Source organism: Mesobacillus sp. (assembly GCF_047739415.1).
Lineage (GTDB): Bacteria > Bacillota > Bacilli > Bacillales > Cytobacillaceae > Mesobacillus.
The window spans coordinates 1-15,328 of sequence record NZ_JBIQOE010000249.1; the positions used below are offsets into that span (position 1 = coordinate 1).

Sequence of the window (15,328 nt, forward strand, 5' to 3'; positions counted from 1 at the left end):
CACTCACGTTTCAGATATTATTGGTGCGCATGTTCTGAATGTGGCCAAGCAGGATTATGTGCCGCAGGGAGCCAGTGTGACCATCCTAGTTTCTGAAGGACCGGTCGTGGAGGTTCCTGATGAAGCATATGACGAGTCGCCAGGACCGCTGCCTGACAATGTCGTCTTACAGCTGGATAAAAGCCATATCACGGTCCATACGTACCCAGAATTCCACCCGGACGAGGGAATCAGTACCTTCAGGGCTGATATCGATGTATCTACATGCGGAGAAATCTCGCCGCTGAAGGCGTTGAATTATTTGATCCATTCCTTCGAAACTGATGTTATGACAATCGACTACAAGGTAAGAGGCTTTACACGTGATAAAGATGGCAATAAATTGTTCATCGATCACGATATCAGCTCAATTCAAAACTATATTCCTGAGGAAGTAAAAGATCAATTCGATATGGTCGATATCAATGTGTATCAGGAAAATATTTTCCATACAAAGTGCAAGCTAAGAGAATTTGATTTGGATAATTACCTTTTCGGCTATACAAAAGAAGAATTATCTCCGGAAGAACGAGATGAAATCACCGAAAGAATCCAGGATGAAATGGAAGAAATCGTATCAGGAGTGACACTCCATTCAGGAACGATTTTTGAAGACGAAGAAGAAGAGCTGGAAAAATAACCAGTAAAAAGGCGTGTGGCTGACCACACGCCTTTTTGATACTTTATTTTAGTTATTTCTCGGGACCCTTATAGCGATGATGCTAATCCTCAAACCTGAATAAATCGCTTGAAAGGTATCTTTCTCCTGTGTCGCAGGCAATGCAGATGACGACTTCGTCCGGGTTTAGATCCTTAGCGACATTGATGGCGGCGAAGCAGGCGGCTCCTGATGATGGGCCGACTAGGATGCCTTCTTCTTTGGCAAGTCTTCGTGCCGTTTCATAAGCATCTTCATCCTCGATTTTATGGATTTTCTCATATACATCCTGATTGAGGATTTTTGGGATAAAGCCTGGACTTGTTCCGACCAATTTGTGCTTCCCCGGCTTGCCGCCGGAGAGCACTGGCGATCCGGCAGGCTCAACAACGTGTACTGCAAGATCAGGGAACTCTTCTTTCAAAGCTTCGCCTGTACCAGTGATGGTCCCGCCAGTTCCAGCTGTAGCTACGAACGCGCTGAGCGGCTTTTTCAGTTCCTCCATCGCATCGATGATCTCTCTTGCTGTTGTTTGCCTGTGGGCATCAGGATTCGCTCCATTTTCAAACTGCATCGGCATAAAGCTGTCGGGAATTTCATTTACTAACTCTTCCGCTTTTTTGATCGCGCCAGGCATTTTTTCATCGCCTGGAGTCAGCACGACTTCTGCTCCATACGCTTTTAACAGATTGATTCTTTCCTCTGTCATTGTGTCCGGCATGACAAGGATCGCTTTATAGCCTCTTGCCGCAGCGTTCATAGCCAGGCCGATGCCGGTGTTCCCGCTTGTTGGTTCAATGATTGTAGCGCCAGGTTTCAGCTTTCCTTCATTTTCAGCTGAAACGATCATACTGAATGCAGCCCTGTCTTTTACGCTTTTGCTGGGGTTGAAGTATTCAAGCTTGAGGTAAACTGATGCCCCGCCCTCGGGCGCCAGCTTGTTTAATTTTACAAGCGGCGTTTCCCCAATTAATGAAGCAATATTATTAACGACTCTCATGTAATAGCCTCCTTGATCGATATCGACCTGCTTTAGTATTTCCATTTAAGTGAATAATTGATGATAAGCAACTGAAAAATAATGTTAGCTTCTTTTAATCATATAAAAAAAGACTATTCCTATCAACTTGTATGGATTAGAAATGTTTATTAGGAAGTTCTGCCAATATCACATACCATTTGCTACAATAAATTCAAGTGGACAGGAAAGGGTGTATTTGATTGACGGGTCAGCAAACACATTATTTCTATGCTCTCGAACTTCCTAGGGAGACAAAAGAAATCCTGAAGGGCAAAATCCGCAGTCTGCAAGGTGAAATGCCTTTCAAAACCTGGGTACATCCGCAGGATTTACATATTACGCTCGCATTCCTTGGAAATGCTCCAGAAGCGAAAATACAGGCGGCCAATGAACTGATTGCCGCAGCACTAAATAACGAAACATCATTTAAAATGAAAATCGATCATTTAGGTATCTTTGGCCGAAAGGACTCTCCGAGGATTTTTTGGGCGGGACTTGAAGAATTTAAACAATTGAATGATGTTAGAGCTGCTGTGTTTACGGCATGCGTGGACTCTGGTTTTACCCTTGAAACACGCCCGTTCAGCCCTCATATCACCATCGCCAGGAAATGGGTTGGGGAGGAAGCTTTCACCCCTGACAAGCTAGAGGCAATGAATCCATTCAAAGAAGAACTAACTTTTCATGCTGAAAGGGTCGTTTTGTACAAGACTCATTTGGGGAAAAGTCCAAAATATGAACCAATTACACTATTCCCGCTAGCTTCCCGGTCTTAATGTGATTTGGAAGCAGGAATAAAGGCAGGTCAATCTATGGCACAATTAATCAAGCTTCAAGACTATGTATCACGCTATGCCCAGGACATTTACCTTTACCCCTCAAGATATGTCCGTCTGAAGAAAAAGCAATGGGAGGGCATTAAGGACAAATGGGAAAACGGTCCTGAACAAAAGATTGAAAACTTCATTGATCCACAACAGGAAGAGCAGCCCAATAATATCCTTCATAAGCTCAAAAGTATCGTGCGTCAGCAAGAGCCTATGAAGGAGGAAAGTGCCCATGAGTACCTGGAAGCCCAGGAGAATTTGATGGACGCTGGTTCTTTGAATTCAATCACTAACATAAAAACGATTGAAGAATTAAAACAACATTTCCTCGACGGCTTGCTGCCATTCCAGCTGAAATGGGCCAGCTCGACTTTGACGGAAAGATCCTTTATCGAAAAAGAATTCAAAAATGATCCGACATTAAAATTTTTGCTGCAGCGATTTCCTGACACATTCCTCATTTTATATAAACCTATATTTTTATTAAAAAAAGCGCCGGTTGAGGCGGAGTTAATCATCATCACTCCTGCTGCAGCCATGTGCATTTCATTCATCGAAGCGGAAGAGGATGCTGCTTATGTCGGGTCAAAGGACCGCTTTTGGATCAAGAAAACGAGAAATAGGGAAAAGAAAATCCTGAATCCGCTGATTGCGCTTAACCGAACAGAGAAAATCGTCAAGACTCTTTTTGATATGTACGGAGTCGACCTTCCAGTGCAAAAGCTTCTGATCAGCAGGAATGGATTCTTTGACTATCCACTCCAGCCTTATGGCGTGCAATTCATTGAAAAACGCAATTTTGAGGAATGGTTCATGTCCCTGAGAGGCATGAAATCTCCATTAAAGCATATGCAATTAAAAGCAGCGCAGGTTCTCCTGCAGTATTGCCAGACAACATCAGTAAGAAGGCTTGAGTGGGAAAACAGTCCGAAGAGCGAAGAATAAAAACCTATTAAATAGATAAAGGTTGATCATATGGAGAAGATCTATTTTATCGTCAATCCCAATGCAAAAAATGGGAGCTGCCGGGAGATTTGGAGAAACATAGAAATAGAACTGAAGAAATTGGACATTTCGTATCTTGCCTTTTTTACTGAGTACCCGGGGCATGCGCAGGAGCTTGCACAGTCTATTGCCCTTAAGGCCGTCGAAAACCAAACAGTGATTGCGGCAGTCGGAGGGGACGGGACATTGCATGAAGTGGTTAACGGTGCCGCATCCTATTCGAACATCACTGTCGGATTCATTCCTGGCGGGTCAGGGAATGATTTTTCAAGAGGCTTTCTAATTCCAAAAAAGTCGGTCGATGCCTTGCGTTTATTGGTGGATAAGAGTAGTAGCCAAACAGATGAAATCGATATCGGAAAAATTCAGCACAATGAATTACAGGAAACCTATTTTATGAATAATATGGGAGTAGGCTTTGATGCTGCAGTTGCGAAGGATTCAAATGAGTCCCGGATGAAACAGCTCCTGAACCAATTTTCATTGGGCAGGCTGGTCTATGTTTATATCCTTGTCAAAAAACTGCTCACATTCAGGACGATTCCAATAGAAGTGACGATTGATGGCAAAGTGTACAGATATAGCAACGCCTGGTTTGTCACCGTTTCGAACCAGCCATACTACGGAGGGGGCATGAAGATTGCTCCTGCTGCTCTCGCAGATGACGGAATTCTCGACATCACTGTCGTGCACAGGATTTCGAGATTGAAGCTGCTATTGGTTTTCGTCAGCGTCTTCTGGGGAAAGCATACAATGTTCCGGGAGGTAGAGCAGTTTACCGGCAAATCGATCACCATTGAATCCACTGGTGAAGTTTTAGCTCATGCAGATGGTGAAGCGATCGGACATACACCGCTGAAAATCCAGGCATGTCCAAAAGCCTTGAAAATTCTATCTGGTAAAAACAATCCAGGGCATACCGAGGAGTTGAAAATGAATGATTGCCATTGAAAGGGAATTTAACGCCTATCTTGATCAAGTGGATGTTATTACTGTATTGCTTCCTTATTCTTATTTTGAAGGAAACTCCAATGAGTTCCGACTTAAAGGAGAGGGCGTTGATTTGCCTTTGGCAATCCAGGAGAAGGTATTGCTGGAGGATGCAGTAAAATACATTTGCTTATCAAGTATTAGGCCCCAGCTAGGCAAAACATACGTGATTTTGGATGAACATGGCGGCCAAACGGATCTGCAGATCGGAGCCGTCATCCGAACAGAGGAATTTGATTCATTATTTTTTTACGGCGGCGATGATCTTGGTGTCAGCTACACACCTGATAAAACTCTTTTCAAGTTATGGGCTCCGACCGCTACAAAAATAAAGATTAGGATTTTCAAGGAAGATGACCAAAACCCCGAGCTTTTCGATATGAAACGTTGTGATAAGGGTGTATGGAGTATAGAGTTAGCAAGGAATCTGGAACTTTATCGCTATTCGTTCCTGGTATGTATCAATCTTGAGTGGAGAGAAGCTGTTGATCCTTATGCAAATGCACTAACGGTCAATGGTGAATATGGTGTCGTGATCGATTCGTCAAAAGCAAAGGCTGCACATATTGATGCCCCGAAATTGAGACAACCGGTTGATGCCATTATCTATGAAGCCCATATCAGGGACCTGACGATACACCCGAACAGTGGAGCTGAAAGGAAGGGAACATACCAGGGTGCAGCGGAAGCGGGAACAAAAAGTCCGATGAGGATCGAAACCGGACTTTCCTACATTAAAAATCTCGGTGTCACACATATAGAACTCCTGCCGGTTCATGATTTCGAGGGAGTAGACGAACTGGACCGGGCTAGGGACTATAACTGGGGATATAATCCGGTTCATTATAATGTCCCTGATGGGAGCTATGCTTCTGACCCCAGGAATCCTTATAATCGCATCATGGAGCTTAAGCAGTTGATTTCTTCCATACACGGCATGGGGATGGGTGTCATAATGGACGTCGTTTATAATCACGTCTACATCCGTGAGGAATCTCCTTTTGAAAAAATTGTACCAGGTTACTTTTTTCGCCACGACGCACACGGCCTTCCCTCAAATGGGACCGGAGTTGGGAACGATATCGCCTCCGAAAGGCTGATGGCGAGAAAATTCATCGTTGACTCTGTTATGTATTGGCTGAATGAATTTCATGTAGATGGCTTCCGCTTTGATTTGATGGGTATTTTGGATATCGAAACAATGACTGCTGTCAGGAAGGCAGTAAATAGCTTGAATCCAGACATTTTGATCATTGGGGAAGGCTGGGATTTGAACACACCTCTCCCGCCTGATCGGAAGGCCAATATTTCGAACCAGGCAAAGCTGCCAGGAATAGGCCAGTTTAATGATTGGTTCCGCGATTCCATTAAAGGCAGTACTTTTAACATTTATGATAAAGGCTACGCATTAGGAAATGATCGTTATCTTGAATCTGCAAAACAAGTGATGGCTGGCAGCATTGGAATCGGCAAGCGGAAGCATGGCCTGTTTTTGCAGCCGGGACAATCCGTGAATTACATTGAATCGCATGATAACCATACATTGTGGGATAAGTTGAAAATATGTAATCCTGACCAGGATGAAGCTATTTTAAAAAAGCAGCACAGGCTGGCGACGTCGATGGTATTACTGGCCCAGGGAATTCCATTTCTGCACAGCGGCCAGGAATTTTTCAGGTCGAAAAAAGGGGTTGGCAACAGCTACCGGTCTCCCGATGAAATAAATTGGCTGGATTGGGACCTGCGAGATGCAAACATGGATAATGTCCACTACATCAAAGGAATCATCGATATTCGTAAATCAAACGAAGCTTTTCGGTTTCCTGACAGTGAACAAATCCGCAGGCAAATGGAATTTTTCTCGTTACCAGCACCGTTGATCGGCTTTTCACTGAAAGAAATAAAACAAGGCGGACATTGGGAAAAAATTCTCGTGTTCATAAACCCATCAATGGATCAGCAGCTTGTTGAATTAACAGAAGATACGAGATGGAGTGTCCTTGCTGACCATGAAAATGCTTCAGCACAGCCATTTCGCCATATAGAAGGAGATAAGGTGCTTCTGGAGCCATGCTCGCTGTTTGTGCTGGCAAAATAGGCATAGTCTCGAATAGTCCAGTGTCGAGCCATGTAGATACTCAATAAAGGGCTTATGCTTTTCTTTTGATAACTTTTTCACAATATTAATTTAGGGTCCATGGGGTTGACGTACTCAACCTCTAGGGGATAAAATTTATAAGATAGCTATTGTTTCTATCAATAGCTGTCTTTTTATTTCCGATAATAAGTATAACAACAGTGAATTTTGATTTTATAGAATCCATTTCCGGTTTTTAGCATAAGGGAAATAGTGATAAATGAAGGTGACTAACTTTGGAACATTTATTTGGACAGGATTGGGAGATCGTTCCTGCAGGCGGTGCAACCGGTGCCGCTTATTTTGCGCAGCATGAAGAACAACGGCTGTTTTTAAAACGTAATTCATCCCCTTTTCTTGCTGTTCTCTCCGCAGAAGGAATTGTACCCAAGCTTGTTTGGACGAAAAGGTTAGAAAACGGAGATGTCATTACTGCGCAACAATGGATGAATGGAGGAGAGCTGAAGCCCGGGGATATGAATAATGACCGTGTGGCCAAGCTGTTGAAGAAAATCCATGCTTCAGAACCGCTTCTTGGGATGCTTACCAGGCTTGGAAAAAGCCCGCTGAAGCCTGAGATGTTCCTTCATGCGCTGAATGAGGAATTGGATGAGGAGCTTCGCACGAAGCAAGCTGTCATAGATTCATTGAAGTTTTTAACTGGAAACGTTGGCAATATTGATGTGGACGAGAAGGTCGTTTGCCATTGTGATGTAAATCATAACAACTGGCTGCTTACCGAAGACAACCAGTTGTATTTAATTGACTGGGATGGAGCGATGATTGCTGATCCTGCCATTGACCTCGGACTTCTACTGTATTCTTATATACCAGAAGAGGAATGGGAGGAATGGCTGGATAAATACGGCATCACCCTGTCCGAAAATCTTAAACAACGAATGAAATGGTATGCACTCGCACAATCACTTTCAGCAATTCAATGGCATAAAAACCAGAATCGTATTCCTGAAATGGAAAAATGGATTGATTTTTTAAAAGCACTTATTTAATGTTTATGAAAATTGGCCTATATCATTTACCCATTGTGACAGCTGACCCTGGTTTGTCTGGATATGCTGTTCCAAATCAGAGGCATTGACGCCATTTTGGCTATACTGATAAACATCCTGAAGAATCGATTTGAAGTTGCCGTCAACATTCGTGTTGACCATCAGCGACTTAATCAGGCGTTCCAATTGTTGATACTCCGCAACCGAACCACAGCAGTCAGTCTGCTGGTTGCTTAATATATCCTTTAATAAATTTACCTGGTCATGATGGCTTAAAGGCACAATAATCACCCTTTCGTTTTAAAGGAATTCACATATAGATTGTGGATTCCTTTTTGTGTTTATACATCGAGTGACCAGGCGGGATAAATTTCACCTTGAAAACATATGGGTTGCATGATATTGTTTGAAACGAATGAAAATAGTACAGAGGTGTCAGTATGAGACTAAGAAACAAGCCATGGGCTAAAGATAAATTACTTCAGTATTCGAATTTTGTGATTCATGAACCGGAACAGCACCGTGGGAACTGGGGTCAAGTTTTTGAGAAGGATCAGCCTCTCCATATCGAGATTGGGACCGGAAAAGGCCAGTTCATCACTGGGATGGCAAAAGCCAACCCAGACATTAACTATATTGGCATTGAATTGCAGGAAAGCGTCATCGTCAGCGCGCTGGACAAGCTGATTGAAGAAGACTTGCCAAACTGCAAACTGATGAACGTAAATGGTGCAGAGCTTGCAAAGTACTTTGAAAGTGGAGATGTCAGCCGAGTTTACTTGAACTTCTCTGATCCATGGCCAAAGACACGCCATGAAAAAAGGAGACTGACATTCAAGTCTTTCCTTGAAGTATACGAATCCATCCTTGTCAAAAATGGAGAGATCCACTTCAAGACAGATAACCAGGGGTTGTTCGAGTACTCTCTTGTAAGCTTCTCGCATTATGGCATGAAACTTAACTACGTCAGCCTCGACCTCCACAACAGTGATTACGAAGGCAACGTCATGACTGAATACGAGGAGAAATTCTCCTCACGCGGCAGCCGCATTTATCGTTGTGAGGTACAGTTTCAATCTAAATAAGTAGTAGTAGTGTGGCCGATCGATCAGTGTCGATTGGCTTTTTTACATGGAAAAAAACCTCAGCAATATTGGAAAAAAAGCGCGATAATTTCCAGTTCGCCAATAAAATGTGAAAATCGCCAATAAAACTTTATTATCGCCAATAAAAATAAAATATCGCCAATAAAATATTTTTTTGTATGAAAAAGGCCAGAAAATAAACATAGTGATCGGATGAGTAGCCGGTAAGATACAATGCAACCTACTTGTTAAAGATATTTCCCTGAAAAATCTCGAAATTGTACCTAAAATGGCCGTCTTTTTATCGATATAAGATGAATTATTTAAAAATTAAAAATTGTAGTGTTACAATCAAGTAAAAAAGGGGGATGCATGATGGAAAAGCTCGAGCTTCGGAATGTTAAACTGGAGTGGCTTAACGGGGGAGTCACTCATCTTGATGGCGGTGCGATGTTTGGGGTTGTGCCGAAACCGCTATGGTCGCGAAAATATCCTGTTAATGACAAAAACCAGATTGAGCTGCGCACAGATCCGATTTTAATTCAGGCCGAGGGAAAGAATTTCCTTGTTGAAAGCGGCATGGGGAAGGGAAAACTGAATGAGAAGCAAAAACGTAATTTTGGAGTACTTGAGGAATCAAGCCTGGATTCAGAACTGAATCGACTGGGTTTATCAACTGAAGATATCGATTACGTATTGATGACACACATGCATTTTGACCATGCCTGCGGGTTGACGAAGGATTCAGACGGGGAACTTGTTTCGGTTTTCCCGAACGCGCGCATTATCACTTCCCAGATAGAGTGGAATGAGATGCGGAATCCGAATATCAGGTCAAAGAGTACATACTGGAGAGAAAACTGGCAGGGGATTGAACAGCAGGTTGAGACTTTTGAGAAGGACTGGTCATTTGGTCCAATCAAAATGATCCACACTGGTGGCCATAGTGATGGTCATTCAATTCTTATTATTGAAGATGAAGAGATGACAGTGGTTCACATGGCTGATATCATGCCTACTCATGCTCACCAAAATCCTCTCTGGGTGATGGCCTACGACGATTACCCTATGGATTCGATTTCCGCCAAGCAGAAATGGCTGGAATTTGGAATCAGCAAGGACGCCTGGTTCACTTTTTACCATGATGCGGTATATCGTGCATTGAAATTCGGTCGGGATGGAAAAATAACTCAAACAATTGAGAGAAAAAAAATAGACCTGCGCTAAGCAGGTCTAGATTCCAACAAATATTAATTTAACGGATAAGCATCGAGGATCGCTCCAGTGGATGCATCAGCGATGAATTCAAATTGTTCCACCTTGCCGTCGATATTGCGGGAGATGCCGCCTTTATATACCTGGTAATCAATCGGTGCTATTGAATAGGGCTCGGCAGTCATATTGATCCATGAGCCGCTGATTGGCCCTGATTTTTTAAACGCTGCCTTCGCATGATTCAGTACTTTATCAGCTGACACAGTTTCTTTTTGTGACGCAAGTTCCTTTACAGCATACGCACCTGCCAGGCCGGCGCCAACGCCAATGAAAAAGGCTTTCCAGTTCATAGTCAAGGACCTCCAAGGTTAAATATGGAATTTCAAGTTACCTTCATCATAACAAATCACTCAGGTGTAGCAAAGAAATAATGCCGCAAAAAATGTGCATGACAGGATTAAGACTGGCAAGGATAATGAATGTTCTGTAAAATGGAATTTATAAATACATAATCTTTAGTAAATCTAAATTTTTGGTGAGAAGGAGAAGTTAAATGAACGAGCAAACATTGAGCCTGTTTAAAACGTTGACAGAATTGCCTGGAGCCCCGGGCAATGAGCACGCAGTACGTAAATTTATGCGCGAGCAATTAGAACAGTATTCAGATGAACTGATCCAGGATAAATTGGGCAGTGTGTTCGGCGTTAAAAAAGGTGACCCAAACGGCCCGAGAATCATGGTTGCTGGCCATATGGATGAAGTTGGTTTCATGGTCACATCCATTACGAAAAACGGGATGATCAGATTCCAAACACTTGGCGGCTGGTGGAGCCAGGTGCTTTTGGCACAGCGCGTCCAGATCATCACGAACGATGGACCTGTTACTGGTGTAATCGGATCGATTCCGCCTCATCTGCTGGATGAGTCAAAACGAAATAAGCCAATGGAAATCAAGAACATGCTGATTGATATTGGTGCAGACGATAAAGAAGATGCCATTAAGCTCGGCATCAAACCAGGGCAGCAAATCGTACCGATCTGTCCGTTCACTCCAATGGCAAACGACAAGAAGATTCTTGCTAAAGCCTGGGATAATCGCTATGGCTGCGGCCTGGCAATCGAGCTTTTAAAAGAAACGAAGGACATCCAGCTGCCAAACATGCTGTACTCAGGTGCGACAGTCCAGGAAGAGGTTGGCTTGAGAGGCGCGCAGACTGCAGCGAACATGATTGACCCGGACATCTTCTTCGCATTGGATGCAAGTCCGGCTAATGATATGTCAGGTGATAAGAACGAATTCGGCCAGCTAGGCAAGGGTACTCTGTTGAGAATCCTTGACCGCTCAATGGTTACGCACCGAGGCATGAGAGAGTTCATTCTTGATATGGCGGAGACACATGATATTCCTTACCAGTACTTCGTTTCCCAGGGTGGTACGGATGCAGGAAGAGTACACACTTCCAATCAAGGTATCCCAAGCGCCGTAATCGGCATCTGCTCACGCTACATCCATACTGCAGCATCAATGATCCATGTCGATGATTATGCGGCAGCCAAGGAACTTCTCGTCAAGCTTGTAAAAGCAGCAGATAAGACAACTGTGGAAACAATCAAGAATAACAGCTAATGAAAAGAGAAATGAGGGGGCAGGTAAAACTGCTCCTTTTTCATGTATGAAAGGTGGCCAAATTATGCGAGTTACAGTTGGTTCAAAAAATCCTGCTAAAATTAATGCAGTAAAAGAAGCTTTTAAAGAGTATCCCTACGAAATCATCTCTGTCGATGCAGAATCAGGTGTTAGCGAACAGCCGATGTCTGATGAGGAAACAATCAAAGGGGCAGTCAACAGGGCCATACAGGCGGCTGAACTGGGTGAAGCTGAAATTGGCATCGGACTCGAAGGTGGCGTTCAGCAGACACCTTATGGGCTGATGCTCTGCAATTGGGGAGTTCTGGCAGCCAAAGGAATGGAGCCAATCATTGCCGGTGGCGCAAGGCTTCCACTTCCTGATGAAATTGCCCAACAGTTACTAATGGGTGTCGAACTTGGCCCAGTAATGGACGAGTATGCAAAAAAACAAAACGTTCGCAAAAATGAAGGCGCAGTTGGAATCTTCACGAATGGACAAATCAACAGAAGCGAAATGTTCACACATGTCATGAAACTGCTCGCAGGACAATATGAATATCAAATAGGGCAAGGTAAAAAGACAGTCTAAAGGCTGTTTTTTTATTTGCTCACTCTTTTCTGGATTAGTTAAAAGCTAGCGATGAAGTTCATTGATGCCCGAAGAAGTGAAATATTAGAAAAAAGGTAACCAATGATGCCGATTGGAGCCCGAAAAAGTGAGATGTTGGAAAAAGAGGTCACCAATGATGCCGATTGGAGCCCGAAAAAGTGAGATGTTAGAAAAAGAGGTCACCAATGATGCCGACTGGAGCCCGAAAAAGTGAGATATTAGAAAAAGAGGTCACCAATGAGGCTGATTAGTGACCGAAAAAGCAAAAAATTGGAAAAAGAGGTCACCAATAAGCTTGCCCCCGGGACAACCTTAGACCGTAACAAAAGATTTATCGACAAATTTCTGAAAAATATCATAAATTTCAACAAAAAATACTCGACAAGCCTTGTCACCCGTCAAACAAGAAAGGTATGATAGAAAAGAAGTGGTTAAGTCCTTACTAAGGGGGGAAAAAGTATGATAAAGTTCAGAAGGGCATTTGGGCTTATTATAGTGGGATTATTTCTGCTTAGCGCTTGTTCTGCCTCATTTTCCGAACAGAAGGCTGAAATAAAAAAGGATGTTGCGTCTACTTTTGAAAGTCAACCAGAAAAAACAAACAATAGTACTAAAGATATAGATTATTACTTGCCGACGGATTTCAAGGTGGAAAAAGAAACACCTAATAATGTATTGCTCAAAGATGGATCAAAAACTTACATTCTTTTTTATAATCAACATGAAAAAGAAGATAGTAAAGTCGTCTATGATTCCACTGTGAAGCAACAGAAGGAATGGGACGCTAATGAGACCTTCAGTAAAGATGGCAAATTTGGCTATATGCTTGTAAAAGAGCTAAAAGAGGACCATTATCAGCTGATTGTCGGGATTGGCGGCGTCAAGTTGACGACCGAAACTGAGAATGTGAGAGAAGATGCAGAAGCGATGATGCAAATTGCCAACTCAGTGAAAATAAAGTGACGCCATTCAATGATGGCGTTTTTTTTATCTCCAGTTCTCACTAAAGAAGCTTTAATCAGATTAGTTTCTTTTTTTTCAATGCATGGGTAAAATAAGTGAAGTACAATGAGATTTTCCCGGGAGGTATTCTTTTGAAAAACTTGGAATCAATGGAACAGTTCGAAGCGTTGAAAAACGATGGTAAACATATATTTTTATTTACTGCTGGCTGGTGCCCTGACTGCCGTGTAATCGAGCCGGTATTGCCTGAAATTGAAAGCAAATACAGCGAATACGAATTCGTTTCTGTGGATCGTGATGATTTCATCGATCTTTGCATCCAGCTGGATGTATATGGCATTCCTAGCTTTGTTGCATTTGAAAACGGCAAAGAGCTTGGCCGTTTTGTCAGCAAGAATAGAAAGACACAATCTGAAATCGAAAACTTCATTGAAGGTCTTGCCTAATTAATTCTTTCCCTCCATCTTTTGAGGTGGAGGGAAATTTCATGTAAAATGAGTTGCAGAAACTCCTGTAGAAATGGAGGGATAAGAAAATGAAAATGGATAGCAGAAAAATGCGGAAAGAGCTGGAGGATCGTCTTCAACATCCTGACCGGACTTTTTCCTATGACCGGGAAAAGGATCAGTTGAGAATTGAAAACAAAAATACTGGTCGCGGCATCACCATTGCTATTCCTGGGATTGTCGCCAAGTGGCAGGAACAGAAGGAAAAAGCGATTGATGAGGTCGTCTATTATGTAACTGAAGGCCTGAATGCTATGGAAAGTCAGCTTGAGCTGTCTGGAAAGGAAAAAAATATTTTTCCTGTCATCCGGTCGACGTCATTTCCATCGGAAGCCGAGGAAGGGGTTCCTTTCCTTTATGATGATCATACCGCGGAAACAAGGATATATTACGCTTTGGATTTAGGTACTACATACAGGCTGATTGATTCGAAGCTATTGAAAAAAGAAGGATGGTCAGCGGGTCAGGTCCGTGAGACGGCTTTGTTCAATGTCCGATCCCTCTCCGTAAAACTAAAAGAGGATCGTGTTGCGGATAACACCTTTTATTTCCTCAATTCGAATGACGGTTATGATGCCAGCAGAATTTTGAATACGAGCTTTTTGAATGAAATGAAGAAAAGAATGAAGGGAACCATGGCCGTAGCCGTTCCCCATCAAGATGTCTTAATCATCGCCGATGTGGAAAATAACACTGGATATGATATCCTGGCACAGATGACAATGAGCTTTTTTGCGAGTGGAAGAGTGCCAATCACTGCCCTAAGCTTCCTATATGAAGATGGAGAATTGGAGCCAATCTTTATTTTAGGTAAAACAAAAAAGGAATAGTAACGAAAGAAACGAAAGCCCGGAATTAACGGGCTTTTTTCCATTGTCTAGTTCCAGCGCCTAGCCAGTTTTCATCCATGAGAGTGCTTCCACGAGTATCTTGCGAGAAGCGTTAGCTTTGAGCAGCTCAAGTCGCTTGTCTAGCTGCGGCTCCTAACTCCTCGAGACGTTTCGGTCCTGCCAATGAAGTCAAAGAGCGACTTCACTGTCAGGCCCTCCAACGCTTGTCGGAGTTGGGCAGTCGCCTTCGCATTTCGAATTGTCTAGTGTCGCCTTCTAGAATCTTCGAAACTTCAACTCCGCCGGCAGAAGCAAAAAGCGCTTCTTTGTCGGAGTCTCCAGTTTCTGCGTTTCTAGACAGTCGGCTATACATTTCGATTTCGGTCCTGCCAATGAAGTCAAAGAACGACTTCACCGGTCGGCCCTCCAGCGCTTTTCGGGGCTGACCAAGGCGCTGCGCTTTTCTTAGCAAGAACTGGATAGAAAGGGATTTTCACATGACACAAAAAGTTGCACTTATTACCGGAAGCAGCCGGGGGATCGGAAAAGCTGCTGCCCTCAAGCTCGCAAAAGAAGGGTATGACATCGTTGTCAATTATGCCCGCAGCAAAAAGGCAGCTCAGGAAACAGCAGAGCAAATAGAAGCTCTTGGCAGAAAAGCCCTTGTCGTTAAGGCGAATGTCGGGGATGTCAGCAAAATCAAAGCAATGTTCGAACAAATCGAAGCGGAATTCGGACGGCTCGATATCTTCGTTAACAATGCAGCTTCAGGCGTGCTGCGACCGGCGATGGAGCTTGAGGA

The 15,328-nt window shown here is 43.2% G+C and carries 18 protein-coding genes; 14 read left to right on the forward strand and 4 right to left on the reverse strand.

Going from position 1 to position 15,328, the window contains the following annotated elements:
- On the forward strand, nt 1–679 hold a 679-nt coding region (speD, locus tag ACH0QE_RS19340; RefSeq protein WP_415802120.1), incomplete at its 5' end, for an adenosylmethionine decarboxylase.
- A gap of 82 nt (nt 680–761) precedes the next feature.
- Here the strand turns inward: speD and cysK are convergent.
- The gene (cysK, locus tag ACH0QE_RS19345) at nt 762–1,697 is read right to left on the reverse strand and encodes a cysteine synthase A (RefSeq protein ID WP_415802121.1); all 936 of its coding nucleotides are present in this window, start codon (nt 1,695–1,697) and stop codon (nt 762–764) included.
- Nucleotides 1,698–1,918: 221 nt separating this feature from the next.
- Here cysK and thpR point away from each other — a divergent pair, with 221 nt between their 5' ends.
- From thpR to ACH0QE_RS19370, 5 genes are all read left to right on the forward strand, one after another.
- Nucleotides 1,919–2,494, forward strand: a complete 576-nt coding sequence (thpR, locus tag ACH0QE_RS19350; protein ID WP_415802122.1) for an RNA 2',3'-cyclic phosphodiesterase — start codon at nt 1,919–1,921, stop codon at nt 2,492–2,494.
- A gap of 36 nt (nt 2,495–2,530) precedes the next feature.
- Nucleotides 2,531–3,490, forward strand: coding sequence for an NERD domain-containing protein (locus ACH0QE_RS19355; RefSeq protein WP_415802123.1), 960 nt, complete (start codon nt 2,531–2,533; stop codon nt 3,488–3,490).
- A gap of 30 nt (nt 3,491–3,520) precedes the next feature.
- Complete coding sequence (locus tag ACH0QE_RS19360) at nt 3,521–4,501, forward strand: diacylglycerol/lipid kinase family protein (protein WP_415802124.1); 981 nt, start codon at nt 3,521–3,523, stop codon at nt 4,499–4,501.
- A complete protein-coding gene (gene pulA / locus ACH0QE_RS19365; RefSeq protein WP_415802125.1) occupies nt 4,488–6,638 on the forward strand; it encodes a type I pullulanase in 2,151 nt (716 codons plus the stop codon). Before ACH0QE_RS19360 ends, pulA begins: the two co-directional genes overlap by 14 nt.
- A gap of 275 nt (nt 6,639–6,913) precedes the next feature.
- Nucleotides 6,914–7,687, forward strand: coding sequence for a phosphotransferase (locus ACH0QE_RS19370; protein ID WP_415802126.1), 774 nt, complete (start codon nt 6,914–6,916; stop codon nt 7,685–7,687).
- Between the two features lie 3 nt (nt 7,688–7,690).
- Here ACH0QE_RS19370 and ACH0QE_RS19375 read toward each other — a convergent pair whose 3' ends face one another.
- Nucleotides 7,691–7,969: a YtzH-like family protein gene (locus ACH0QE_RS19375; protein ID WP_415802127.1), complete on the reverse strand. Its 279-nt coding sequence runs from the start codon at nt 7,967–7,969 to the stop codon at nt 7,691–7,693.
- A gap of 158 nt (nt 7,970–8,127) precedes the next feature.
- Here ACH0QE_RS19375 and trmB point away from each other — a divergent pair, with 158 nt between their 5' ends.
- Entirely contained in the window at nt 8,128–8,772 is a 645-nt protein-coding gene (gene trmB, locus ACH0QE_RS19380) for a tRNA (guanosine(46)-N7)-methyltransferase TrmB (RefSeq protein ID WP_415802128.1), read from the forward strand.
- 375 nt (nt 8,773–9,147) lie between these two features.
- A complete protein-coding gene (locus tag ACH0QE_RS19385) occupies nt 9,148–9,999 on the forward strand; it encodes a YtnP family quorum-quenching lactonase (RefSeq protein WP_415802138.1) in 852 nt (283 codons plus the stop codon).
- Nucleotides 10,000–10,022: 23 nt separating this feature from the next.
- Here ACH0QE_RS19385 and ACH0QE_RS19390 read toward each other — a convergent pair whose 3' ends face one another.
- The gene (locus tag ACH0QE_RS19390) at nt 10,023–10,337 is read right to left on the reverse strand and encodes a PepSY domain-containing protein (RefSeq protein WP_415802129.1); all 315 of its coding nucleotides are present in this window, start codon (nt 10,335–10,337) and stop codon (nt 10,023–10,025) included.
- Between the two features lie 203 nt (nt 10,338–10,540).
- Here ACH0QE_RS19390 and ACH0QE_RS19395 point away from each other — a divergent pair, with 203 nt between their 5' ends.
- The 5 genes from ACH0QE_RS19395 (at nt 10,541) to ACH0QE_RS19415 (ending at nt 14,526) form a co-directional block, all read left to right on the forward strand.
- Entirely contained in the window at nt 10,541–11,614 is a 1,074-nt protein-coding gene (locus ACH0QE_RS19395; protein WP_415802130.1) for a M42 family metallopeptidase, read from the forward strand.
- A 64-nt stretch (nt 11,615–11,678) separates the two neighbouring features.
- A complete protein-coding gene (locus ACH0QE_RS19400) occupies nt 11,679–12,206 on the forward strand; it encodes a DUF84 family protein (RefSeq protein ID WP_415802131.1) in 528 nt (175 codons plus the stop codon).
- 480 nt (nt 12,207–12,686) lie between these two features.
- Nucleotides 12,687–13,190, forward strand: coding sequence for a hypothetical protein (locus ACH0QE_RS19405; protein ID WP_415802132.1), 504 nt, complete (start codon nt 12,687–12,689; stop codon nt 13,188–13,190).
- Between the two features lie 131 nt (nt 13,191–13,321).
- Complete coding sequence (locus ACH0QE_RS19410; RefSeq protein WP_415802134.1) at nt 13,322–13,636, forward strand: thioredoxin family protein; 315 nt, start codon at nt 13,322–13,324, stop codon at nt 13,634–13,636.
- Nucleotides 13,637–13,725: 89 nt separating this feature from the next.
- Nucleotides 13,726–14,526 (forward strand): DUF1444 domain-containing protein, encoded by an 801-nt coding sequence (locus ACH0QE_RS19415; protein WP_415802135.1) that lies wholly within the window; start codon nt 13,726–13,728, stop codon nt 14,524–14,526.
- A gap of 208 nt (nt 14,527–14,734) precedes the next feature.
- On the opposite strand, the gene ACH0QE_RS19420 is transcribed toward ACH0QE_RS19415, so the two are convergent.
- Nucleotides 14,735–14,941, reverse strand: coding sequence for a hypothetical protein (locus ACH0QE_RS19420; protein WP_415802136.1), 207 nt, complete (start codon nt 14,939–14,941; stop codon nt 14,735–14,737).
- 82 nt (nt 14,942–15,023) lie between these two features.
- On the opposite strand from ACH0QE_RS19420, the gene ACH0QE_RS19425 reads away from it, so the two are divergent.
- A partial coding sequence (locus ACH0QE_RS19425; protein ID WP_415802137.1) for an SDR family NAD(P)-dependent oxidoreductase occupies nt 15,024–15,328 on the forward strand: 305 nt, incomplete at its 3' end.

Bases quoted from the DNA above. Each gene is read 5' to 3' on its own strand.
- ACH0QE_RS19415 (WP_415802135.1), top strand. From the start codon at position 13,726: ATGAAAATGGATAGCAGAAAAATGCGGAAAGAGCTGGAGGATCGTCTT.
- ACH0QE_RS19390 (WP_415802129.1), bottom strand. From the start codon at position 10,337: ATGAACTGGAAAGCCTTTTTCATTGGCGTTGGCGCCGGCCTGGCAGGT.
- trmB (WP_415802128.1), top strand. From the start codon at position 8,128: ATGAGACTAAGAAACAAGCCATGGGCTAAAGATAAATTACTTCAGTAT.
- ACH0QE_RS19405 (WP_415802132.1), top strand. From the start codon at position 12,687: ATGATAAAGTTCAGAAGGGCATTTGGGCTTATTATAGTGGGATTATTT.
- ACH0QE_RS19385 (WP_415802138.1), top strand. From the start codon at position 9,148: ATGGAAAAGCTCGAGCTTCGGAATGTTAAACTGGAGTGGCTTAACGGG.
- pulA (WP_415802125.1), top strand. From the start codon at position 4,488: ATGATTGCCATTGAAAGGGAATTTAACGCCTATCTTGATCAAGTGGAT.
- cysK (WP_415802121.1), bottom strand. From the start codon at position 1,697: ATGAGAGTCGTTAATAATATTGCTTCATTAATTGGGGAAACGCCGCTT.
- ACH0QE_RS19355 (WP_415802123.1), top strand. From the start codon at position 2,531: ATGGCACAATTAATCAAGCTTCAAGACTATGTATCACGCTATGCCCAG.
- ACH0QE_RS19360 (WP_415802124.1), top strand. From the start codon at position 3,521: ATGGAGAAGATCTATTTTATCGTCAATCCCAATGCAAAAAATGGGAGC.
- ACH0QE_RS19400 (WP_415802131.1), top strand. From the start codon at position 11,679: ATGCGAGTTACAGTTGGTTCAAAAAATCCTGCTAAAATTAATGCAGTA.
- ACH0QE_RS19395 (WP_415802130.1), top strand. From the start codon at position 10,541: ATGAACGAGCAAACATTGAGCCTGTTTAAAACGTTGACAGAATTGCCT.